General features: G+C 34.5%; 20 protein-coding genes. 10 read left to right on the plus strand and 10 right to left on the minus strand.

Annotated elements, in window-relative coordinates:
* Positions 1-2: 2 nt before the first annotated feature.
* The 8 genes from ACQ654_RS12405 (at position 3) to ACQ654_RS12440 (ending at position 6,683) form a co-directional block, all read left to right on the plus strand.
* Positions 3-866: a hypothetical protein gene (locus ACQ654_RS12405; protein ID WP_430410653.1), complete on the plus strand. Its 864-nt coding sequence runs from the start codon at positions 3-5 to the stop codon at positions 864-866.
* Positions 867-911: 45 nt separating this feature from the next.
* Complete coding sequence (locus ACQ654_RS12410; RefSeq protein WP_430410654.1) at positions 912-1,832, plus strand: hypothetical protein; 921 nt, start codon at positions 912-914, stop codon at positions 1,830-1,832.
* Positions 1,822-3,174: an ATP-binding protein gene (locus tag ACQ654_RS12415; protein ID WP_430410655.1), complete on the plus strand. Its 1,353-nt coding sequence runs from the start codon at positions 1,822-1,824 to the stop codon at positions 3,172-3,174. Before ACQ654_RS12410 ends, ACQ654_RS12415 begins: the two co-directional genes overlap by 11 nt.
* A gap of 7 nt (positions 3,175-3,181) precedes the next feature.
* The gene (locus tag ACQ654_RS12420; RefSeq protein WP_430410656.1) at positions 3,182-3,706 is read left to right on the plus strand and encodes a hypothetical protein; all 525 of its coding nucleotides are present in this window, start codon (positions 3,182-3,184) and stop codon (positions 3,704-3,706) included.
* A gap of 17 nt (positions 3,707-3,723) precedes the next feature.
* On the plus strand, positions 3,724-4,440 hold the full coding sequence (locus ACQ654_RS12425) for a DUF4157 domain-containing protein (protein WP_430410657.1): 717 nt from the start codon (positions 3,724-3,726) through the stop codon (positions 4,438-4,440).
* Positions 4,441-4,461: 21 nt separating this feature from the next.
* Positions 4,462-4,950 carry a hypothetical protein gene (locus tag ACQ654_RS12430; protein WP_430410658.1) on the plus strand — a complete coding sequence of 163 codons (489 nt, stop codon included), beginning with the start codon at positions 4,462-4,464 and terminating at the stop codon, positions 4,948-4,950.
* A gap of 37 nt (positions 4,951-4,987) precedes the next feature.
* Positions 4,988-5,761 (plus strand): N-acetylmuramoyl-L-alanine amidase, encoded by a 774-nt coding sequence (locus tag ACQ654_RS12435; protein WP_430410659.1) that lies wholly within the window; start codon positions 4,988-4,990, stop codon positions 5,759-5,761.
* A gap of 85 nt (positions 5,762-5,846) precedes the next feature.
* On the plus strand, positions 5,847-6,683 hold the full coding sequence (locus tag ACQ654_RS12440) for a DMT family transporter (RefSeq protein WP_430410660.1): 837 nt from the start codon (positions 5,847-5,849) through the stop codon (positions 6,681-6,683).
* Positions 6,684-6,767: 84 nt separating this feature from the next.
* Here ACQ654_RS12440 and ACQ654_RS12445 read toward each other — a convergent pair whose 3' ends face one another.
* The 4 genes from ACQ654_RS12445 to ACQ654_RS12460 form a co-directional block, all read right to left on the minus strand.
* Positions 6,768-7,343, minus strand: coding sequence for a DUF2911 domain-containing protein (locus tag ACQ654_RS12445; protein ID WP_430410661.1), 576 nt, complete (start codon positions 7,341-7,343; stop codon positions 6,768-6,770).
* Positions 7,344-7,345: 2 nt separating this feature from the next.
* Complete coding sequence (locus tag ACQ654_RS12450) at positions 7,346-8,158, minus strand: DUF6503 family protein (RefSeq protein WP_430410662.1); 813 nt, start codon at positions 8,156-8,158, stop codon at positions 7,346-7,348.
* Between the two features lie 390 nt (positions 8,159-8,548).
* Positions 8,549-9,811 (minus strand): MutS-related protein, encoded by a 1,263-nt coding sequence (locus ACQ654_RS12455; RefSeq protein ID WP_430410663.1) that lies wholly within the window; start codon positions 9,809-9,811, stop codon positions 8,549-8,551.
* Between the two features lie 25 nt (positions 9,812-9,836).
* Complete coding sequence (locus ACQ654_RS12460) at positions 9,837-10,436, minus strand: methyltransferase domain-containing protein (RefSeq protein ID WP_430410664.1); 600 nt, start codon at positions 10,434-10,436, stop codon at positions 9,837-9,839.
* A gap of 328 nt (positions 10,437-10,764) precedes the next feature.
* Here ACQ654_RS12460 and ACQ654_RS12465 point away from each other — a divergent pair, with 328 nt between their 5' ends.
* On the plus strand, positions 10,765-11,430 hold the full coding sequence (locus ACQ654_RS12465) for a class I SAM-dependent methyltransferase (protein WP_430410665.1): 666 nt from the start codon (positions 10,765-10,767) through the stop codon (positions 11,428-11,430).
* Between the two features lie 210 nt (positions 11,431-11,640).
* On the opposite strand, the gene ACQ654_RS12470 is transcribed toward ACQ654_RS12465, so the two are convergent.
* The 6 genes from ACQ654_RS12470 to ACQ654_RS12495 all read right to left on the minus strand — a co-directional run bounded on the left by ACQ654_RS12470 (position 11,641) and on the right by ACQ654_RS12495 (position 17,236).
* Positions 11,641-12,810 (minus strand): glycosyltransferase family 2 protein, encoded by a 1,170-nt coding sequence (locus ACQ654_RS12470; RefSeq protein WP_430410666.1) that lies wholly within the window; start codon positions 12,808-12,810, stop codon positions 11,641-11,643.
* Entirely contained in the window at positions 12,800-14,080 is a 1,281-nt protein-coding gene (locus ACQ654_RS12475) for a glycosyltransferase family 39 protein (RefSeq protein WP_430410667.1), read from the minus strand. Before ACQ654_RS12475 ends, ACQ654_RS12470 begins: the two co-directional genes overlap by 11 nt.
* 85 nt (positions 14,081-14,165) lie before the next feature.
* Complete coding sequence (locus tag ACQ654_RS12480) at positions 14,166-14,936, minus strand: LytR/AlgR family response regulator transcription factor (RefSeq protein WP_430410668.1); 771 nt, start codon at positions 14,934-14,936, stop codon at positions 14,166-14,168.
* Between the two features lie 2 nt (positions 14,937-14,938).
* Positions 14,939-16,000, minus strand: coding sequence for a sensor histidine kinase (locus ACQ654_RS12485; protein ID WP_430410669.1), 1,062 nt, complete (start codon positions 15,998-16,000; stop codon positions 14,939-14,941).
* Positions 16,001-16,010: 10 nt separating this feature from the next.
* The gene (locus ACQ654_RS12490) at positions 16,011-16,811 is read right to left on the minus strand and encodes a hypothetical protein (protein WP_430410670.1); all 801 of its coding nucleotides are present in this window, start codon (positions 16,809-16,811) and stop codon (positions 16,011-16,013) included.
* 2 nt (positions 16,812-16,813) lie between these two features.
* The gene (locus ACQ654_RS12495; RefSeq protein WP_430410671.1) at positions 16,814-17,236 is read right to left on the minus strand and encodes an ABA4-like family protein; all 423 of its coding nucleotides are present in this window, start codon (positions 17,234-17,236) and stop codon (positions 16,814-16,816) included.
* A gap of 407 nt (positions 17,237-17,643) precedes the next feature.
* Here ACQ654_RS12495 and ACQ654_RS12500 point away from each other — a divergent pair, with 407 nt between their 5' ends.
* On the plus strand, positions 17,644-23,493 hold the full coding sequence (locus tag ACQ654_RS12500; RefSeq protein ID WP_430410672.1) for a PKD domain-containing protein: 5,850 nt from the start codon (positions 17,644-17,646) through the stop codon (positions 23,491-23,493).
* Positions 23,494-23,498 lie beyond the last annotated feature (5 nt).

Genomic DNA, 23,498 nt, shown 5'->3' on the forward strand with positions numbered 1-23,498 from the left:
TCATGAATTTAGATACACTATATGCACAATCGGTAAGCGTACGATACGGAGTTACCGAAAAAAAGAAACAAGAACTTGATCGCTTAACACAAGAAGTGCTTAATGCACAAGGATCTGTTGAAGAATATGAAGCAATTGTAAATTCTTTAACACAGAAATTGACAAAGCTTCAAACACAACTTGCTTCGGCAAAAACGAACAAAGATCAAGCATTAAGTAATAAAAATGCTGTAGATACTGTAGTAGACAATGCAAAAAATCTATTAAAGAACTCTAAAATTGTCGTTACTGAAATTACAAATGCTAGTGGAAACATTAAAGATACTGCTGTGCAAACAAATTCGTTAATCAATAAGCTAATCTATGCTTCTGAAATTGTAAACAAGCTGGCAAATTTAGTCATTCGTAAAAAAGCAACAAACCCGTTAATTTCTGACGAACTAATTACACTAGTAACGCAAGCACAAGCAGATGCTAACAACGCTGTTGCTTTAACATTAGTAGCTTTAGAATCCGTATTTACATCGCAAGCAACAACTCTAGAATCTGCAGCAGCTGCAGAATTAGAAGAAGAACAAGTAAATACACTTTACAGCTTGCTTACTGATGGAGATATGACACTAAGTCAAACGAGTACAACTGATGGTTCTACTCCAGCAACAGAGATAAAAAATAATGCTATCAAAAGTTATTTATACGAAGCATATATAATTACGGAAGCAATGTACAATGAATTATTAGCGGCTGTAAATGATACTTCAAGTCAATTGAATAGTGCAACGGCATCATTAAGCAATGCACAAATAAAACTAGCTTCTTTACAATCAGGATTAGCCGCAGCAAATGCCGCAGCATTAGCATCATAAATTTTGTATCTTAGAAATATATAATCACCTTAAAACAAGTGAACTATGGATAATGTATTTAAAAAATTCTATAAAAGTTTTTATGCTAGAACTAGTGGTTTTATTCCAGCAAAACCACTAAATCAACATATGTATCCAGGCGATTTTTTCCAGATAAAAAACGGAGAAATCATTGTTTTAGGAAATATTTTTAGAAACGCTATCATCAATGTAGAAGACGCTATATTTGATAATGGAATAAAACTCAATCCCGCAAGTTGGAACTTTAGCGAAGGTGTATCCAAGGCCTATTCAGGCAGAGATACTGGACACAATCCTATTGAAGGAGATTTTGAGTTTAGCAAACAACTACTAACATTTGACGGATTTGGAAGTTTCTTTTTTAAAAGTGAAACTCCCGAATCCGTGAAATTTGCTAATTGGAGCGACTTTCAGCAAGAGCTTATTATCAAAATGACACAAGTACTGTATTCGTTTCGAGAAGTATATATTGTTACGGAAACAGCTGTAGCTGAAAATTGGACACTAGCTATTGCAGGTTCAGACAAAGCCGAATTAGAAATTGCTACGGAATCTGAAAATTTTGGATTAGTAGATATTTTTGGTCATTCAGATGCTAAAACAATTCAAGCAAGAGATATTGAATTTTATCATAGAGAAGATAAAAAGAAACCTAATTTTTTTAAAGCAAAAAAACTCATTGTACAACCGCAGAAACTAGAAGTTTTTATCAGTCAGCTAATCACTGACAGGACAGGAATTGCGCCGTGGGCAGCCACTTTTTATGAATATGATTTTTATCATGATGCTCCATTTCCGCCACCAGTTACTGCAAATGCGCAAGCTTCCGTACTAGACATGTTGCAGGCTAATCAACTCAATCCAAATACAGCATTGCAATACTTTTCATGGACAAATACGAACCTTGATGATGTAGAAAAACTATTCTCAAACTATGGAAACTAATGAATATATTCTTGCAATTCATCAAGAAATTGATTGGCTCCAAAACGTCATAAATCAAGTCATAGGGAATTATTTACAACATGAAGGCGCAGACGCACATTGGACAGAATTGGAAATTCCTAACATTGAAGATGTAGATACTCCATACACAAACAGTATTCGTGATTGGAATTTAAATACACTCGAACGATTAGCGCTTGCACTAGTCATTACACCACATATTCGTCCAGAAGTGTTAGATATTTTTTTCGGTCAGAATAAAATATACAATCGTGGATTTACAGAATTTGGCGGTGTTATCGATAAAAGTCATAGTGGTTTTTTGCCAACAGGACAAACGCTACTATTCTTAATAGCAACACTAAATCCAGAATGGCATGTGGATGTGCTTTCATTTTTTAACAACGATCATATATTCCAAAAAGAACAAATAATACATGTTGAAAGTACTGAAAGTTACTTACCAAAACTCAATGGAATAATAAGTATTAATTATAGATGGTTGCACTTTTTCATGACAGGAAATAAACCAGCATTGCAACACAGTGTTACGTTTCCTGCGCAACAAATAACAACCAATTTAGAATGGGAAGATGTTGTGTTGAACCCGAGTATTATGGATCAAATTGCAGAATTGCAAACGTGGTTGACACACAAAGATACGCTCATGCAAAATTGGGGACTTTCCAAACGATTAAAACCTGGCTACAGAGCATTATTTTACGGACCACCAGGTACAGGAAAAACTTTAACCGTTTCCCTCTTGGGGAAAAATTTAGGAATGGATGTCTATCGTGTAGATCTTTCCATGATTGTTTCCAAATACATTGGAGAAACCGAAAAAAATCTATCACGCATATTTGATAATGCAGCACACCAAAACTGGATTCTGTTTTTTGATGAAGCAGATGCCTTATTTGGAAAACGTACACAAGCAAACTCATCTAATGATCGTCATGCCAATCAACAAACTTCCTATTTATTACAACGCATTGAAGATTTTCCAGGATTCATCATCTTAGCTTCTAACCTAAAAGCAAATATGGATGAAGCGTTTTCAAGAAGATTTCAATCTATTATTAATTTCAAAATACCATCTGTAGATGAACGTGTAAAACTTTGGGAAAAAGCATTTTCAGACACGTGTACCTTAGCTCCAGATATTGACATACGACAAATTGCAGAAAAATATGAATTGGCTGGTGGTGCTATTATCAATGTACTTCGGTATTGTGCGTTGGCGGCAATTCAACGAAACGATACAGTAGTACAAAAACAGGAACTACTTGAAGGAATTCGAAGAGAATTTAAAAAATTAAATAAAACAATGGCATTATTGTAATTATACAATGAAAAAACAATATCTTATAAACACAGGAGAATTCTCCAGAGTATTTGTAATGAATGCTTGGAGTAACGAAATTCCTGAAGCTTCACGAAATATGATTGTGGCAGCTGCACTAAATCAATCTGTAGAAAGTGAAGAATTGCTTGTCATGGGTTATTTAATAAAACATCAATGTCTATTTTTAATAGGTTTTAGTAGAAATATAAAAATTGAAGAAACGCTCAATAACTTTTTCCGCCAAGTTGCTTTTGGAATTGAAGAATATCAACAAAGAAAAAATAAGTATAAAAACTATGAAGGTGTAAACTCTTTAAAAACTGCTTCATATGCATATATCTTTACAGAATATCCTTTTGAAGATAGGTACATCTACGAACTCATCATGGGAAGGTCAATAAACTTATCCTATTATGATCCACATTTAGCCCGATGGAAAGATTACATTCATGACTATAATTACTGTTCTGCTTTAGATTATTTAGGCGGAAAAAGCCCAGTACTTGTTGCAGTAAAAAGAAAAAACTAACGAATATCGTATAAGTTATGTATCAAAAAGAAGCGAAAAAAACCATACAACAAAAAAGTGTTGCACATACTGTTTCTGATCAAAAAGGGGAAACAATATCGTTAAAAGATAATCGTGAATCATCAATCATACAACAAAAAAAAGTGGATAAAATGAATCGTGAAACTACGATTCAAAAAAAGAAAAACAACACTGGTTTGCCTGATAATTTAAAATCAGGAATGGAAAACATTTCCGGACATGCACTAGATGATGTAAAAGTACATTACAACTCTTCAAAACCTGCACAACTCAACGCACATGCGTATGCACAAGGCACCAATATTCATGTGGCTTCCGGACAAGAAAAGCATTTGCCGCATGAAGCATGGCATGTAGTGCAACAAAAACAAGGTCGTGTAAAACCAACCATCAAAAAAAATGGTGTTGCCATTAATGATAATGTAGGTTTAGAAAAAGAAGCGGATGTAATGGGCGCAAAAGCGTTGCAACGAAAAGTAATTTCTAATGAAACGACACAACTTCAAGAAGTAACTCAACTCATGGATCCACATCCTAAAAAGGCATCAGGGACAGGAATGGCACGTAAAGACCCTGGACATGGAAATGTAAAAAGTAAACAACATGCTAAAAAAAGAGCTAAAAAAGATGCAAAGCGAGAAGCTAAAAGGCAAGAAAGAAACGAAAGATTAGCAGCAAAAAGAGCAGCAGAAGCTGCTAAAAAAGGAAAATAAAATCTAACTAAAGACACTATTATGCTAACACAACTTCAAAAAAATAAAGAACAGACTAAAACTGCGGCGTCTACAGTACAAGGACAAGCCACAGAAAGTAAGGGTTTTAGTTTAGAAGATAATAGAGCTAGTACAACTGCTACACAACTTATGGTAAAAGCACATGGGAAAGCGTGTGGATGTTCTAATTGTAGTGGAGCAACGCAAATGAAAGCAAAATCTGAAACATCACGAAATGCATCAGTAGCTCAGTTAACTTGTGACGCAGGTCATAAACATCACAAAAACGGACCTTGTCCGCAATCTCCTGAAGGAAAAATGCTTCGTATGCAAGGAAAACATGGAGGTGGAAAACCGCATGGAAAAAAAGCAAAAGCTAGACCAAAGAAGAGACAAAAAAAGTATGACCAACAAGCATTAGCAGCAGTAAGACGTCGTCAAAATGGTCCTGGTCCTGGTCCAGGTCCTGGTGGAGCTGGAGGAGCTGCTGGCGGTATAGCCGCAAATTAATATTCAAAACATACTATAATTACTAAAACCAACCAACATGCAAGCAACAAGTATATCAAGTCACGAAAGTAGTTTTTTTAAAACTGGAAAAGATTCCGACGGAAAAGAATTTAATCTAACCGAAATGTCTGTTCCCATCAAAGGAACAAACGAGGTAATGGAGTATACGAATTGTAGATTGAAAAATGGAGATAAGTCATTTTACTACGAAGAAAAAAACACCAAAACTCAAATTGTGCTGCATTTTACGGCTGGTTATTTAAAAGGAGATGTTTCCGCATTAACAAAACCTAATAATCATGTATCAACACCTTTTATCATTGCTAGAAACGGAACAATTTTAAATATGTGGTCGTCTGCATTTTGGTCATATCATTTAGGTTCAGGAGCAATTGGAGGAAACAAAAATGGTTGCAAAAGAACTATTGCTATTGAAATTTCTAATATTGGATATTTAAAGAAAATAGGAGATCAATTAGTAACTGTATATAGTGATAAAGATGATTATTGTGAGCTTGAAGAAGAGTATTATCATACGAAATTAGAGCCACCTTTTAGAGGACAAGAATATTATGCTACATTTTCAGAAAAACAATATGATAGCTTGATAAGTTTGCTTCGCTATTTAACAGCCGAGTATGATATTCCAAGAATGTTTTTACCAGAAAACAAAAGATATATTACAGGAACAATAGACGAATTACCTAATTTCAGAGGAATTACGTCACACATTAATTATAGAACTTCAGGAAAATGGGATATTGGCCCTGCATTTGATTGGGAAAGAGTCATTAATGGTGTAAACGCATAATTAAAATTGGTATAAAAATCTTTAAAACGATCACTTTTTTTATTCTAAATTAGTCTACTTTTGCATGTATTCTTAAAAGAAAAACATGCTCAAAAAGGCAATTCAATTTATGGTTATTAGCGCAGTAGCGTTTGCTTTTTTGAATGCTATCGTAAAGTATTTAGGTGATTTTAATGCGTATCAAATAGTATTTTTTAGATCGATTGGAACGTTGGTTTTTACGATTCCATTTTTACTTAAAAATAAAATTTCCATCCTTGGAAATAAAAAACTATTACTGATTCTTCGTGGAGTTTTTGGTGTGATTACCATGACCTTATTTTTTATATCGCTCAAATATTTATCCATGGGATCAGCCGTTTCTTTACGATATACTGCGCCTCTTTTTGCAGCCGTTTTTGCGTTAATTTTTCTGAAAGAAAAAATAAAACATATTCAATGGTTATTTTTCCTAATTGCCTTTTGTGGCGTACTTGTTTTGAAAGGATTTGATACACAAATTGGCACTACAGGTTTGATACTCGCACTTGCTTCTGCATTTTTTAGTGGATTGGTTTTCATTGTAATTCGAAAAATTGGTTCAAGCGACCATCCTGTGGTAGTCGTCAATTACTTTATGATGATTGCCGTATTGACTGGTGGAATTATGTGCATTCCGTATTGGAAAACACCCATAGGTTGGGAATGGGCTTTGTTGCTCAGTTTAGGAATTTTTGGTTATGTTGGTCAGTTGTATATGACGAAAGCATTGCAACTTGCCGAAACCAACAAAGCCGCACCTTTAAAATATATTGAAGTTATTTTCACCATGCTTATCGGACTCAGCTGGTTTCACGAATTGTACACACTTTGGAGCGTTTTAGGAATCGTTTTAATTGTCATTGGATTGACGTTGAATACGTATACGAAGACTTCTAAATAAATAATTCTAAACAAAAAAAGCGCTCATACAAAGTACAAGCGCTTTTACATTCAATTGAAAATCTAAACTAAATAATTGAACTTATTATTTTAATGTAATTGGAAATTCGGCAACTGTTGTGTCCCATCCAATTTTTAAATGCACAACATTTTTACTTTTCTCATATAAAACAACCGATAATTGCTCTATTTCTTTTTCGCTTTTTTGTGTAGGAACTGTGATACTCGCAACATCTTTTGAAGCGTCATATGAGTAATTTCCCCAACCGTCATTATCAGTGTTAATTTTTAACGTCCAAGAATCTTTGTTTGGAATAATAATAACTGAGTAACGACCTGCTTTTACTTTTGAGTCACCAACCATTACATCTGTCATAAATAACAATTCCGTAGATTCGTTAGCGCCAACTCTCCAAGCTTTTCCAAACTTTAATAAGTTTCCAAAAACTTCTCTTCCTTTTTTAAATGGACGCCCATAAATAACTCTGATTTTTGGTGCTAAAGCCTTTTTCTGAGCATCTGTTTTTGCAAACGCTCTTTTCGCTGCGTTTGTTGGATAATGCGCAATATCTGTTGGACTTTTATCTGCTTTCGGGAAATCTTGTGCGTTTACAGTACTTACTGCTGCAAAAAATGCAAGCATCATCATAATTTTTTTCATGTCTAGTTTTTTAAGTTAATTATATTCTGGGTTTCTATTTTTGATAATTCTTTTAATTCATTTTTTTCATACAATGCTGGCAACTCTTTTAAAGCTGTTCCAACTGAGGCTTTGTAATTGATATAATCTTGAAACGTAATTCCATCAACTACACGTGTATTATACGCACTTCTAAAACGAACGCCACCGCCATTTACTTGATAATTATACGCTAAATAATCTATTTTTTTTGTCGCTTTATTGATCCAATAATGATATTCGTCATCAAAATCTTCACCGCCACCTTCTTGACTAAACGTTACTTTTAACACATCATATTTTTCACCTTTTATCGTAGTTTCTTCTACAAACGTTTTGTTTACAGCCGCATCGTTAAGTTTGTGTGGAAGTGTAGCAAAATAGATGACAGAATTCACAGCACCTATAGCACTTGTTATTTTCTTTTCGGACAATTCAACAGGTTTATTGTTAATCGTTCTTGAAAATTTTCCATTGTCTAAAACGTCTCGTGTCGTATTTCCATCTTTTGTACTTTCAACTTCATATACATATGCATTTCCATCATTTTTGAAACGATATTTTTTATCACGAAACACAAATTCATACTTCGCCTGATCGTACAATTCTCCACCATGTGCCTGAATAGTTTGTTGTGTAAGTTGAGTGGCTTTGTCTACCGTTTTAGTCGTTGCTGTTTGTGTAGTTTCGGCAACAGCAGTTGTTGTTTCAGTAGTAGAAGTAGGTTTTCCTTTTGTATCACAAGCTATAAAGCTAATAATGAACAGAAAAGCTAGCAATAATTGAGTTTGTTTCATTAAAACTGTCTTTGGTCTTCAAATTTGGTTCTAAGCTTTGTCGTATTATTTATAGCACCTTTCTAATTTTAACAGAATTTAACAGGTTTGTTGTTTGAAACGAAACGACAAAATGGTTTTCTGTCACGAATCCACGAATTATTTTTCAAAAGTTCTAAACGTCACTTCGAGTAATTTTTCGTGGAAAATTGTACCGAGAAGTACTGTGAAATCACACAAATTAATAAACCAACTGATTAACTTTTTAAAGAGATAAAAGAATCAATAATATAGAATCAAGATTGTTATTTTCAAATTTATGAAGAAGATAGTACCTAACAATCTAAAAGCGTAAGCGAGCTAATATCTAGTAGCGTTCACACTGAGCGAAGTTGAAGTGAAGCGGCTCAATTACTTCAGCAATTCATTCAATCCTTCTTTTTCAAATAAAATTCTTCCTACTTTAATGTCTGACCAGCCTTTTTTCAATTTGTAGGTAAATGTTGGTTTGTTGTGAATCAATTCACAATCTATATAATAGTTGGAAATATCTGCGTTGGAAACGTTTTTTAGTTCTTGAATGTGTGTTGAAATTAAAAATAGTGAGTTTTTATATGTACTCAATCCGTTGATCGTTGTTTTACAAATTTCAAAAGCATCTTCTACATTAGTTCCGCTGAAAAGTTCGTCAAAAATTGCAAAACATTGGTTTCCGTTGGAAGCATTTTCAACTACATTTTTAAGATTCATTATTTCTGTCATAAAATGACTGTAGCCATTTAAAATATCGTCTCTTCTGTTGATTTCAATAGAAAAATTAGTAAAAAAAGGAATTGCGCCTGAAGTTGCAGGAACTCCTATCCCCAAATGTCCAAAATAAACGCACAACCCAACCGCTTTTAAAAAAGTAGATTTCCCAGACATATTCGGTCCGTTTAACACAATTACATTACTAGAAGTTTCAAAGTTATTTTTTACAGCATTTTTGATCAATGGATGATAAAATTCAGTGAGTGAAATCTGTTTTTCTGTAAAACTTGGAAAGGTAAAATTGTTTCTTAAAATAGCTGTATGTATAGATAGATATGCTTCAAATTGAAATAAATTTTCCCAAAAAGAAAGCACCGATCCATTACTTCTGAGTTCATTAATTTTCTCTGTTAAAGCAATAATATGTGTATCTTTTAATCTTTTTTCTCTAACAATATATTCGTATTTATACAGCTCGAAATTTGAAAAAAAGGTGAGAATTTGTTTTATATTTGAACGATATGCTTCTGGAAATTCATTTATAATTAATCTGGTAAAATACCTTGATTCTAAACGATGGAAGAACAATATTAATTGATTGAATCGGCTTATGTAACGAATTTTTTCTTGCTTTGAAGCAAACAATCTGTACTTCAATTTCTTTTGCGATAAATCTTCTATTTTTTCATTCGTTAGAAAAAAATGAACTTCATTTAGATATAAAACGGTATATGAATAGTCTTTTAAAACTCTCTGATTTGCAGTAAATCCTTTGAAGATGTTTTGACGTTGCATAATTGCTTCTGTCGATTGTAAAGGTCTGTTTAAAATTTCTCCAATTTTCCTTTTCGCAAACGTATTCAGAGAATAATCGAATACTGGCAACAATTCTTTCTCAATGTTTAAATCTTTTAAGTTATGCATTCGCTATTTCGTTACTATTTTTATTTTATAATTTCTCAAAGATTCCAAAAAGTTCATTTCCCGCGCGTGGTAAAATGGAGTTGTATGCTTTTTCAAATGTTTTTACGGTAAAATACGGTTTAAAATAGTTCAAATATTCATCTTTACTTCCGCCAAATGGACGTTTTTCTACATCGTTGGTTAATGGAAAATCAAACCATAAACCGATTAGTTTTCCATTCGTGCCAAGCAAATTTGCCATCTGTTTTGCATATTTTTTTCGAGTTTCTGGCAATGGTGGAAATGAACAAAAAAACGTTTGTTCTATAATTAAATCATACGTGTTTTTATGTGTAAAAAAGTCATCGCACCGTAAATTTTCAGCGGAAAACTTAGGATTTCGTTTTTTGAATTCTTGCAAGGGAATTTCAGAAATATCTAAAATATGCACATTCGTAAAACCATGTTTGTATAAATAGGTAGCTTCATAGGCATTTCCAGCACCAGGAATTAAAATCTTGACATTTTTATCCGTCAATTGATCAATATATTTCTTCAAAGGCGTTGATGGCTCGCCAATATCCCAACCTGTACGTTTGTCTTTGTACCGATTTGACCAATATGTTTTCGTTTCAGATGAATTCATTCAAATTAATTTTACGTCTAAAGTTCTAAAAAGAATTTGATTTAGCGCTTACATTAACTTTATTTTAATATGTAATTGGTATGTAAAAAGAAGCAAGAACCCAGAATATTGAGTCAAGACTTTTTGGTAGTGTATCTTTTCCATTTTTAAGTTAACAATTAATTACATACTAATCTAAAGGAGTGATTTTTCGCAGAAAATTGTATCGAGAAGTACTGTGAAATCACACAAATTAATAATCCAAAAGCGACAGCGATCTATTTTTCAATTGAAAAATCCTTCAATCTATTATAATTCCTATCTTTACCGCTTCATATCAAAACCATATATGAGTTCTCCGTTAGCAAAAGATAAAAAAAGTTTCTTTGACAAACTCTTAATTCGATTCCATAAGAATGCTTCACACAGCAATCGGATTGCTATTTTGAGCACATTATTTACACAAGAAATTAACGAATTGCATATTGAAAACGAATCGATTTCATTGTTAGACATCGGTTGTGGAGATATGAAAATCACTAAAATTCTATCGGAACAACATCAACAATTAGAAGCTACAGGCGTTGATATTTACCCAAATACGCAAAACTGGAAAAATTATGTCGCTTTTGATGGAAAAACACTTCCGTTTGAAGACAAAAGCTTTGCTATTGTGCTTTTTAGCGACGTTTTACATCATGATGCTGAAAATATAGATCAGTTATTGAAAGAAGCCAAACGCGTTGCAAATTTTATCATCATTAAAGATCATTTTGAATATGGTTTTTTCTCCCGAACGCTGTTACAATTGGCAGATATTGTTGGAAATTACGGCTATGGTGTTTCTATCCCAAAGCGTTATTTTACTAAAAAACGATTTCAAGAGTTATTGAAAAAGCATCAATTAACAGAACGCAAACAACAATGTCCTGTGTATTTGTACAATCATATTCCGTTGGTAAAGTATATTTTTAAAGGAAAATATCAGTTTGTGAGTGTGATTAAGACAGCATAATTTTTTTAAATTTATTTTGAGTTCTAATTTTCGTTTTCTTTGCTTTCCCAAAGAAAAGAAACAAAAGAAAGGGAATTTTTCCAGAGGTATTTTTAGTTTTTCTATCGAAAACTAAAACCGTAATTATTTTCCTAAATTTTCTCCAAGACTTCAAAAATTCTTAACGGAAAACAATTCCTATACTGCGGAAAAAACAAGATTTTCTAACTTCTAGTCTTTCTTTTTCAGTTTAATATTTCGCTTCAAACCCAAAATACTAAAGAAGAAACTAAACAACACAATTTGCAACCCTAACATCACTGTAAAAACTGCCGGAACTATTGTTCGTAGCGTTTCCGCAGGTTTTAAATCACTAAAACTTGTAGCTTTCCAAGCTAATAATCCGTCTACACTTAAGTAAATTCCCAATGCAAGAATTAGAAATCCTGCAATGAGTCCTTTTTCTAAGTTGAAGTATTTGAAAAGGTTGTCATACCGATCACTTTTGGGTAGCAATCCATTTTCTACCGCAAATATTTTTGTCAATGCATAGAAAGCTAAGAATTGAAATCCGACAACAACCGAACTTGCTGTGTATAAAAGTGTATGTACGTCAAAAACGATTCCTGCAAACGTGATTGGTTGTATGATTAAAATGGTTGATAATATCATTCCGACAATAATCATAATGATTGCTGGATATAAAAATAACCATCTTGGACTGTACAAAAGCAGAAAACGCAAGTGTCGCCAACCATCGCGCCAAGTGTTTAAATGTGGCGGACGCGTACGTCCATCTGGATGTAGTATTGTGGAAACTTCCACAATGGAAAGTTTGTTTAATTTCGATTTTACAATCATTTCCGAAGCAAATTCCATTCCGGTTGTGTTCAGGTTCATTTTACCAAAAGCTTCTTTGGAAAAACCGCGCAATCCACAATGAAAATCGCCAATTTTTATATTGAAAAAGAGTCGTCCAATAAATGATAATACTGGATTTCCTAAGTATTTGTGCAAAAACGGCATGGCTCCTTTTTTAACGCCACCTTTGAAACGATTTCCCATGACCAAATCGTTTCCTTCACGTAGTTTTTCAAGAAATAATTCTAAAGCTTCAAAGTCGTAACTATCGTCCGCATCACCCATAATTATATACGTTCCTAAAGCCGCGTTGATGCCGCCACGCAAGGCACTTCCGTATCCTTTTTCCAGCACAGGAACAACACGTGCATTTAGTTTTTCAGCAATAGCTTGCGAACCATCTGTACTGCCGTTATCGGCAATGACAATTTCTCCGTTTACGTTGTGCTTTTCAAAAAAAGATTGTGCTTTTTGTATACAGATTCCTACTGTTTCCGCTTCATTAAGACAAGGCATCACTATTGATAATTCAGGACTCATATAATTTTTTGTTAAGCGAATTTAGTAAAATAAAAATGGTTAGAAAGAGAACCCAATCATTATAAAATGTAAATCGTATAATCGCGTGCATTCCAATAGAAACTATTAAAAGGTTACCAATTAAAAGTACCGAAAGTAAGAGTAGTATTTTGTAGGTTTTTGTGTTGTATTTGATGATTCCTACGAAACTACAGAGCAAAATAAATAGGTATAAAACCATTTGTTTGATGCCACCAAAACCATAGATTAAATTTCCAATGTAGAGTTTTGTCCATTCTGAAAAATTATCAAGAATCAATGGTTTTGACATGCGTTTCGTCATTTTTTCAAGCGCAATGTATTTTTCATCTTCAGAAAGTGATTGAGCTAACACGGCATTTCCGTTTTTGAATATTGGTCCCATCGTAATATTTGCAAATTCTTGAATGTATACCATCGTTTTATCAGCATTTTTTCTTGCTTCTAAATGATGAATGTTTAGGTTTTTTTCAACCAATCCTTTGTAGGTGTTTTGAAAGAATTCTTTTTCTTGTGCATCTTCAAAAATAGCTTCATCTTCCACATCTGACACATAAAATGCCGCTGTAATGATGTTCATTCCTGTCCACGGCGTACTTATAAAACGATTGTGAACGACTTTGTGATAAGTTCTATCAACCAGCGAAGTTGCAATTGGCAAACAGAACAATAACACCATTGCTATTCTGTAGGTTTTCCATTGTTTTTCTTTGAGATTAATCCAGAAAATCATCAAAAATGCTACAGGAATTAGATAGATAAATTGATAACGTGTAATGAGTAATATTCCTAAAATTGGCAATGCATAATAGAGTTCTTTTTTGTTTTTTGAAATGAAAAAAGCTAGGTAATATCCTATCACAATTATATACAAAGCATACGAAAGTGCTTCCGACAAGATACTGTTTCCAATACGCACACCGACTAAAAACGGAAGTAATAATACCACCGAAAAACAACTAGTATAAAAGTTATTTAAGAGTCGTACCTGTCGTATTTTACGAATAAAAATGTATACTGAAAAACAACCAATTGCGGTTTGTATAAAACGCAATGCAACATCAAAATTGCTTCCAAAAATAGAGGTGATGAGTTTTAAAAAGATTGGATAACCAGGCGTACGATTGATCATCATATTGAGATATCCTGTAGAATCTGGGAAGTAAATTGTTGGTTTTCGAAGTACTGCAACAAAGGTAAGTAGGAATAGCATTCCGATGAAAATGTTACGTTGTTTGTTACTAACCTTCACAGTTTTAGTTTTGGTAAAAATATGTATATATTTTTAGATTCTTTGCTAGAGTTTATAATATCTCCATTGTGTCTGATTTAATTCACTATTGATTCATCCACGCTTTAAAATCACTTGTTTTTTGTCTGCTGACGATGAATTCCTGATCACGTTCATGAGAAACGGATAGTTTTACCCGATGATTAAAGTATGGATTTATTTTTTGAATAGCGTTTTTGGCAACAATTTGTCCACGATTGATTTTGTAAAATTGATCAACATCAAATGAATTGAACAACTGATCAATAGTTTCATCAATCACATACCGTTTGCCATTTGTCACGCCAAATGTTACACTATCTTCTGAATACACATATAACAAATCTTTAATTTTTATTTGCACAAAACCACTTCCTTCTTTGACCAATAAACCGCTTCGTTTTTTAGCATTTTTGATTTCTGTTTGCGTTTGAATACTGCTTAGTAATTGTTTTAAAACAGTTGCATCAATAGTTTCTGGCTTGCTTGATTTGTTGAATTTATCTAATGCTTTTTGTACATCTTCGTGTTGAATTGGTTTTAGTAAATAATCGACACTATTTACTTTGAATGCCTGAATTGCATATTGATCAAATGCCGTTGTAAATATAATTGGCGCTTCGACCTCAACTTTTTGAAAGATTTCAAAACTTAAACCATCTGCCAATTGAATATCCATAAATACCAAATTGGGCATTTTGTTGGTTTGAAACCAAGTAACAGCATCTTCAACCGTATCAATAATATCTAGCAAATTATATGTAAAATCACAGGTTTTGAGCATGTTTTGCAACTGATTTGCCGCGCGAAATTCATCTTCTATAATAAGTATATTCATAATTATGCTTTTATGTCTGATGCCGTTAATAATGGTATTGCCACTGTAAATTCTTCGCCATTGTTGACAATTATTGGAAGTCTGTTAGAGATTAATGCTTGTCTTTTTTCAATATTGATTAATCCCAGTTTGGTAGATGGTAATTGTGTTGATTTTGCTTGAATTTTGTTCTTTACAAATATAAAATCATCTTTAATTCCAACATTAATTGTGAGTGGTTTTGATCGGGAAATGACATTGTGTTTGATAGCATTTTCGAGTAATAATTGCAAACTCATCGGAACAATCATTTTATCCAATTCAACTTCAGAAATATTCCAATGAAGCTTCAAATTATCGCCAAAACGTTCCGTTTGAATGTGAATGTATGCACGTGCAAATTTGAGTTCGTCACGCAGCGGAATTACATTTGCATCACCAGAATCTAAGATAAATCGGTATACATCAGATAATTTATCTACAAATTTTTTGGCATCATCTTTTGAATTTTGATCAATGATATCGCGCAATGTATTTAAACTATTGAAGAAAAAATGCGGTTGTGCCTGGTTTCGTAACGCATCTAATTGTGCCAAAACAACTACTTGTTTGGCTTGCTCTTCTTCTCGAATTGATTTTTTGAGTTGAATGTAAAAGTAAATCGCTTCGTAAATTGCCATTACCATTACACTGATAATGATGATTGGTAATAACACGCGGTATCGTTCTGAAAAATAATAGGTTTGGTCAAAAATATAGCCTAAAATTACACCGCCAAGGGCATCAATTAACGTTACTGAAATAACGATTGAAACGAATAGTAACAACGCTCTTTTGCCAACATCTTCTACGCTTGTAAACTTTTTTCGTAGGAAAATAAAGTTGAAACGCATCACAAACCAATTCGTAATTGAAAACATTAGCGAAACACTCCAATTAATGACAGCTTCCCAAAACGGATAGCGCATAAACGAATTGCTGAATAAATAATCTGTCACAAAACTAAGTACAATAATCCCGATTACAACAAACCAAATATCGTTGAAACCTATATATTTTAGACGTTTTTCCTTGTTTAAGAGCATTTGTGTACGATTATAATTTTAGTAATGGCAATCCTTGTTTTGCTTGATAAAATAGGTGTGCAATCCAAGCGGCATATACCAATCCGAAGATTATTGTTGCTATTACTTTATTTCTGTTGGATGTTTTCCACTTTTTAGAAAGTACCAATGCGAATAACGGAATTATTTGAATACCATGCAATCCGAAGAAATGTGCAATGCGCAAATCGCCTGCAACTGTACTCCAATTTACGAGTGGCAAACCTTCGCCTCCATCAGCTACGCCGACATTGTGTGCTAGTTGACTAATCATTTGTCCGCCAACCCAACTTCCGACAATGATAACAATCCAACCTAAAAAGATGGCAACTTGAATAGGTTTTGCAACGTTCATTTTTAATCGAGCGGCATCAAAAGCAAATAAAATCATTACCAATACATTGATTGCGATTAAAATTCCCATGGCTGCAAACAGCAATCCATCAAACAATGAATCTTGATTGTAATGCGATCGAACGCCACGTGAAGCTTGATAGAATATGATTCCGATTTCTAATAAAAGTGTCCACGAAACAATGTTATTGAGTATGTTTTTCTTTCGTGTCGAATACGGGTATTTGGTCATTAAAAAACCTACCGTAAAGATATAAATAGCACCAGAAATGCAGAATTTTAAAGGTTTTACCCAAACATTTACGCCTGCTAATGTTCTATCGTCTATAAACAATCCGCCAATACAAACAATGGCACCAAGTACGTGAATTATGACAATGGTAAACAATATTGGACTTGCTGTTTTTACGGTGCGAATACTATTTTTAAGGAAATTCATCGTTAGGCTTTTTTAAGTTTAATAGCTTTCATTATGATAAAAAGTAAGAATCCTACAGGTCCTAACATGAAGGTGGCAAATAAGCATGGAATGATTAGTAAATGATGAATTTTTACAGTTTCATTTTGATTGAGAATCCACATTCCAATTAACAAATCGAAAGCTAAATAGTGAACCCAACCTGCTAAGACGGCGTGTTCTTCTGTAAATAATGTCATCACAGATTGTAAGCTTCCAAAGTCCATTCCGCCACCAATTTGCATGGCTTGAATGATGTAAATTACATAGACAATTGATAATACGATTGGAATAATTTTGTAATCGATAAAGAATCGTGTGACGTTCCATTTTGGTAGAAATACCATTAAAATCCACATGGACATGGCTAACATACCGACGATTGAAAAAACTTCTGATGGTGACATAAGGTGTTGATTTTTAAAGTTGTTCGTTTTGATTGATGCTTCAAAAATGCAATAGTTACTTCATATACAAGCGTACTTTCTGTTGAATTGTCGTAAATAGTCATTGAATTGTATCTTCCTTAGAAATCATTAGAAAAAAATCATCTATACTGAGGTTTTCAGACACCAATTGTTGTATTAATTTAGCAGTAACAAATACACAAATCGTATTAAGAAATAGTGAATTGTATCAGAAATACGGAAATCCACAAAAATAAATGCGTTTTATTGAATTATTTTGAAAATGAAATAGTTCTATAATTTTTTTAACCTATTTCTTACGTAAACAAAAAGATATTAGTACTTTTAATCTGTTAAAATTTTAACATTTGTAATTTAAATATGTTGTTCAATTAGATAACCTCTGTATGATAAAAAAATACATTTTAGCATTATTCTTAGTTTGTTTTTCGCTACAGCTACATAATGCTTCGTCCCGAGATTCTGAAAATGCGCATTCGTTGTTAATGCCAGATGCTACCATAAGTGTAGATATTGCAACGGTTTGTCAATATAATGATTCGCCAGTCATCACTTTTACAGGTTCGGCAGGAACTGCTCCGTATACATTTACATACACTATAAATGCTGGTACGCCGCAACTTATTACCTCAACAGGAAACACGGCTACGCTAGAAGTTCCTACTGATACTGATGGTACTTTTGTGTATGATATTACGCAAGTGCAAGATGCTACAGGAGTTTCGAATCCTGCTACTGGAAACGTGACAATTACGGTTACCGAAGGACCAGATGCTAGTCTTGGTGGAACAGGTGCCGCAATTTTTGACGGACAACCTGTATTTCGAATTTGTGATAACATGGCTTCTACCTTCAATTTTACAAATACATCAAGTACGGCGTCTTCATTAAATCAAAATTATACGATTGACTGGGGAGATGGAAGTGCAAACTTTAATGCTACTTCCTTTAGTTCTGCCATTATGCACGATTATAATGTTGGAATTTATACCTTAACTTATACAATTCAAGGAAATAATGGATGTACTACGGTACAAGAATATGCGGTTTTTGTGGGATCAAATCCTGCGGTTTCTCTAGGAAACCCTGGTAATACAGATATTTGTAATACGGAAGCATTAACGTTTCCAATTACAGGAACTGATAATAACCCACCTGGAACAACCTATACGATTACTTTTAATGACGGATCACCACCACAAGTTTTTAATCATCCGCCACCCGTAAGTATTACACATACATTTGCAACCTCATCTTGTAATACTACAAGTTCTGACGGAAGTAATTCCTATGCAAATTCATTTTCGGCAAATATCGTAGCATCAAATCCATGTAGTTCTTCTTCGGTTGGAGTGGTACCTATTTATGTTTCTTCTATTCCAGAAGCCGATTTTACCTTTCCTACGGAACCGTCTTGTATCAATACACAAGTATGTTTTGAAGATTTATCTATAGGAAACGCTACCAATGGAAGTGATTCGAATTGTAGTACAAACCCAAATGTAATATGGTCAATTTCACCAAATACGTTTACCGTTACAAGTGGCGACGTAGGTAATGATTTTGGATTAACCGATCCTGATGTTTGGCAATCTGGTTCTGAAATTCTTTGTGTAAACTTTACACAACCCGGAACATACACCATTACACAAACTGTTGGAAATAGATGTGGTGTTGATGTACTTTCGGAAACTATTTGTGTAGAAGCACCCGTAAATCCACAATTTAATTTAAGTGCTGTAACTGGCTGTACACCATTAGCTGTCACCACTACAAATACTACAGATGAAACCACTAGTTGTGAACCACCAACATACGAATGGCAAGTAACATATGCTTCCGACTTTTGTGGCACAACTCCTGAAGATTGGAGTTTTACCAACGGAACAACTGCCACTTCGGCAAGTCCATCTTTTAATTTTGTAACACCTGGAACGTATACAATTCAATTGGCAGGTTCTAATGCTTGTGGAGAAACGACAAATTCGCAACAAATTATTGTAAAGCAACCACCAACAGCAACGATTGATCCTGTTGGAATTATTTGTAATACAACGTCTATCACACCAACAGCAGTAATTGAAACATGTACGGATGACGCAAGTTCCGTTACATACGATTGGCAATTTCCTGGAGCAACGCCAGCAAGTTCTAACATGCAATCGCCAGGAACTATTGATTATGGAACAGCAGGAACATACACATTTACACTTCAAGTGACCAATGATTGTGGTGTTTCCAGTATAATTTCAGAAACATTTACAATTGAAGAAGTTCCCGTAATTACAAACACTGACCTCACACAAGAAATTTGTTCAGGAACTTCAAGTGCGGCAATCAATTTAACTTCAACTGTTGCAGGAACTACTTTCGATTGGACAGCAACAGCAACTGGTGGAATTAGTGGTTTTACACCTGTTGGAAATTCAACAACCATTCCAGCACAAATAATTACAACCTCAAGTACTTCTTCTGGAACAGTAACGTATACGGTAACACCATCTATTGGAAACTGTACAGGAACACCTGTAGATTTTGTGATTACGGTAAATCCAGCACCAGAAATTTCAACACAACCACAATCGAGTACAGTTTGTCAAAATGGAACTCCAAATACGTTAAGTGTAGCAACTTCAGGAACTTCACCACAATACCAATGGTATAGCAATACGACTAATAGTACAACAGGCGGAACTCCAATAGCTGGAGCAACCAATTCTGATTATATTCCACCAACGGATACAGTTGGAGAAATCTTTTACTATTGTGAAATTATGTTTGCTTCGGGCGGTTGTTCTACAATAAACTCACAAATTGCAAGTGTAACTGTTACTGCAAATGCAACCATTACTACACAACCAACACCAACGCAAAGTTTGTGTGTTGGAAGTACAATTACAAGTCCATTAACAGTAAGTTTTACTGATGGAACAGGAACAGTTTCCTATCAATGGTTTAGCAATACAACTAATAGCAATATAGGCGGAACAGCAATTACAGGCGCAACAAATTCTAGCTATACGCCACCAGTATTTACAATGACAGGAAACTTTTATTACTATGTGGAATTGTCTTTTGCAGGAAGTGGTTGTAGCAATGTATCAAGTGATGTTGCAGAAATTGAAGTTGTGGAAACGCCTGTAATAGATGTACAACCAATAACTACACAAACATTATGTCAAAATAGTATTCCTCAAGACTTAGAAGTACAAGCTTCTGGTGGTTTGGGAACATTTTCATACCAATGGTTTAGCAATACTGTAAATAGCAACACAGGCGGAACGGCAATTGCGGGCGCAACCAATGCAACATTTACACCATCAACAAATACAGTTGGTACATTATACTATTATTGTATAGTTTCGCAAGCGGCAAGTGATAGTTGTTCGGCTATAAGTACAACCTCGGAAGTAAATGTAAATGCAGGACCTGCAATCAATACGCAACCACAATCGCAGAATTTATGTTTAGGAGCTACTGTAAACACACTTACCGTAAGTTTTACAAATGGTGTTGGAACGCCAACGTATCAATGGTATTCCAATACAGTTGATGATGTAACTTCAGGAACTGCAATTGCCGGACAAACCACGGATTCATACACGCCAGATGTATCCGCAGTTGGCACTAACTATTACTACTGTATCATTACATTTTCTTCTGGCGGATGTTCTGAAATTATTACAGATACAGCAGAAATAATTGTAAATGAAACTCCTGTAATTAGCAACTTTACAGCAACCATTTGTAGTGGAAATAGCTTTACAATTGCACCTGATACTTCTAGCGGTGATATTGTTCCAATGAATACAATGTATACATGGACAGCTCCATCTATTTCACCTGTCGGAAGTATTACTGGTGCTTCTGCTGAAACTACTCCGCAAACCAACATTAGTCAGGTATTAACAAATACAACGAGTTCTCCTGCAACGGTAACGTATACGGTAACGCCAACTGCAGGAATTTGTGATGGAAATACATTTACAATAGAAGTAACTGTAAATCCTGCTATTTCAGCTAATGTAATGATTACCAATATTGAATGTTTTAGTGATGATGAAGGAGAAATTACAACAAATATTACTGGTGGCGTACCTTTTACCACAGGAACACCCTACATTATATCTTGGACAGGCCCAAATGGTTTTACCTCAAGTGACGCTACAATTTCAAATCTTGAACCTGGCAATTATACCTTAACGGTTCAAGATGAAGGCGGTTGTCCTTTTTCAGAAACCTACACAATTACAGCACCAAACGAATTAATACTTACCGTCGATACTGAAACTCCTATTAGTTGTTTTGGAGCAAATGACGGTGAAATTGCGATTACTGTTTCTGGCGGAACTCCAAATTACACATACAGCTGGACAAGAAATGGCGTGCCTTTTTCTACCAATGAAGATATTTCAAGCTTAACCGCAGGAACCTATGAATTAACAGTTTCTGACGCGAATAATTGTGGTCCAATTGTACAATCATTTACTATAACAGAACCGAATGAGCTAACAACTTCATTAGTCAGTCAAATGAATTTAACGTGTTTTGGAGATAATTCTGGAGCTATCGAAATTAACGCTACAGGCGGAACACCAACCGAAACTTCGCCTGGCGTTTTTGAATACACATACGCATGGACAGGTCCAAATGGTTTTACAAGTGCTTCACAAAACTTAACTGCGCTTGAAGGCGGAACCTACAATGTAACGGTAACAGATGCAAATGGTTGTGATGATACATTGAGCGTTACGCTAATACAACCTGACGAAATTGTAATTACAACAACGAATACAGAAATTTTATGTTTTGGCGATAATGATGCGTCTATCACGATTACAAATATTACAGGCGGATCAGGAACGTATACAATTGAATGGAGTAATTTTGGCGAAGGAATGAGTCAGACAAATTTATCTGCTGGCGATTATACAATTACGGTAACAGATTCAAACAATTGTACAGCTTCGGTAACAGTTACAATTCCTTCACCACCAATTTTTACAATTGTACCTGTGGTGACGCAGATTTCTTGTTTTGGTGCGAATGATGGTAGTATCATGTTAAACTTTCAAGGTGGACAAGCTCCTATTGATTTTGCTTGGGCAGATGATCCAAATGCTGGTGTAGAACGAAACAATCTCGGACCCGGAACATACACTATAAATATTGTAGATGCTGTTCCGTGTACCATCACGGAAACGTTTATCATTCTTGAACCTGCCGAACTTTCAATTGCTGCAAACATTACGAATGCGCTTGATTGTGACGATCCTAATTCTGGGGCAATCAACCTATTAATTACTGGCGGAACAGCTCCTTTTACGGTGAATTGGTCAAACGGAGCAAACACAGAAGATTTAGATGCAATTCCACCAGGCGATTACGTCGTAACGGTTGTTGACGCTAATGGTTGTGATGTTTCTGACACGTACACAGTTGTGCGACCTTCGCCAATTGTGGTAGATGTAGATACTGAAACCAATGTAAACTGTACTACTTTTACGGTAAATCAAGTTTTTACAGCGCAAGTATCTGGCGGTGTACCTCCGTATACACTAAACTGGTCTAGCGGAATAGTTACAGGCGCTAATGATGAAATGATGACAACTTCGCAAAATGGCTTGGTCATTTTAGAAGCTACGGATGCACTTGGTTGTGTAAATAATTATACATTTGAAGTTGATATTCCTGAATTAAGCAATCCAGATTTTGATCTATCTTCAATAGCATTTGACACTTATGGAATTTACTCTCAACAAGATCCAATACAATTTACCAATACAACAACTGGCGACTTTACAAACGTTTCTTGGAATTTTGGTGATGGCAATTTTTCAAATGAAGAAAATCCATTACATACCTATGCTTCGCCTGGCTCCTATACGGTAATTCAAACGGTAACTTTCCCTGGAGATTGTGTGTACGAACGTGTAATTACATTACTCATAGAAAAAGGATACAAACTCATTATGCCAACCGCTTTTACACCAAATGATGATGGTTTAAATGATTTCTTTCGACCTGTTTTTATTGGATTAGACAACATGCAATTGGACGTTTATGATACTTGGGGAAGCTTAATTTATTCGGAAACTGGTGACGACATTCAAGGTTGGGACGGAAAAGTTAAAGGCGAACTTGTCGAAAACGGAAATTACTATTACACATTTACTGCTAAAACATTTTTTGGATCTGTTGTTCGCGAAAATGGACCACTTACGTTAATATTATAATCGCA

This window comes from Kordia sp., assembly GCF_965283645.1.
Lineage (GTDB): Bacteria > Bacteroidota > Bacteroidia > Flavobacteriales > Flavobacteriaceae > Kordia.

Coding starts and splice junctions, on each gene's coding strand:
- ACQ654_RS12455 (WP_430410663.1), bottom strand. CDS start 9,811: ATGCATAACTTAAAAGATTTAAACATTGAGAAAGAATTGTTGCCAGTA.
- ACQ654_RS12405 (WP_430410653.1), top strand. CDS start 3: ATGAATTTAGATACACTATATGCACAATCGGTAAGCGTACGATACGGA.
- ACQ654_RS12415 (WP_430410655.1), top strand. CDS start 1,822: ATGGAAACTAATGAATATATTCTTGCAATTCATCAAGAAATTGATTGG.
- ACQ654_RS12465 (WP_430410665.1), top strand. CDS start 10,765: ATGAGTTCTCCGTTAGCAAAAGATAAAAAAAGTTTCTTTGACAAACTC.
- ACQ654_RS12445 (WP_430410661.1), bottom strand. CDS start 7,343: ATGAAAAAAATTATGATGATGCTTGCATTTTTTGCAGCAGTAAGTACT.
- ACQ654_RS12450 (WP_430410662.1), bottom strand. CDS start 8,158: ATGAAACAAACTCAATTATTGCTAGCTTTTCTGTTCATTATTAGCTTT.
- ACQ654_RS12420 (WP_430410656.1), top strand. CDS start 3,182: ATGAAAAAACAATATCTTATAAACACAGGAGAATTCTCCAGAGTATTT.
- ACQ654_RS12500 (WP_430410672.1), top strand. CDS start 17,644: ATGATAAAAAAATACATTTTAGCATTATTCTTAGTTTGTTTTTCGCTA.
- ACQ654_RS12410 (WP_430410654.1), top strand. CDS start 912: ATGGATAATGTATTTAAAAAATTCTATAAAAGTTTTTATGCTAGAACT.
- ACQ654_RS12430 (WP_430410658.1), top strand. CDS start 4,462: ATGCTAACACAACTTCAAAAAAATAAAGAACAGACTAAAACTGCGGCG.
- ACQ654_RS12435 (WP_430410659.1), top strand. CDS start 4,988: ATGCAAGCAACAAGTATATCAAGTCACGAAAGTAGTTTTTTTAAAACT.
- ACQ654_RS12440 (WP_430410660.1), top strand. CDS start 5,847: ATGCTCAAAAAGGCAATTCAATTTATGGTTATTAGCGCAGTAGCGTTT.
- ACQ654_RS12480 (WP_430410668.1), bottom strand. CDS start 14,936: ATGAATATACTTATTATAGAAGATGAATTTCGCGCGGCAAATCAGTTG.
- ACQ654_RS12495 (WP_430410671.1), bottom strand. CDS start 17,236: ATGTCACCATCAGAAGTTTTTTCAATCGTCGGTATGTTAGCCATGTCC.
- ACQ654_RS12490 (WP_430410670.1), bottom strand. CDS start 16,811: ATGAATTTCCTTAAAAATAGTATTCGCACCGTAAAAACAGCAAGTCCA.
- ACQ654_RS12460 (WP_430410664.1), bottom strand. CDS start 10,436: ATGAATTCATCTGAAACGAAAACATATTGGTCAAATCGGTACAAAGAC.
- ACQ654_RS12470 (WP_430410666.1), bottom strand. CDS start 12,810: ATGAGTCCTGAATTATCAATAGTGATGCCTTGTCTTAATGAAGCGGAA.
- ACQ654_RS12425 (WP_430410657.1), top strand. CDS start 3,724: ATGTATCAAAAAGAAGCGAAAAAAACCATACAACAAAAAAGTGTTGCA.
- ACQ654_RS12485 (WP_430410669.1), bottom strand. CDS start 16,000: ATGCTCTTAAACAAGGAAAAACGTCTAAAATATATAGGTTTCAACGAT.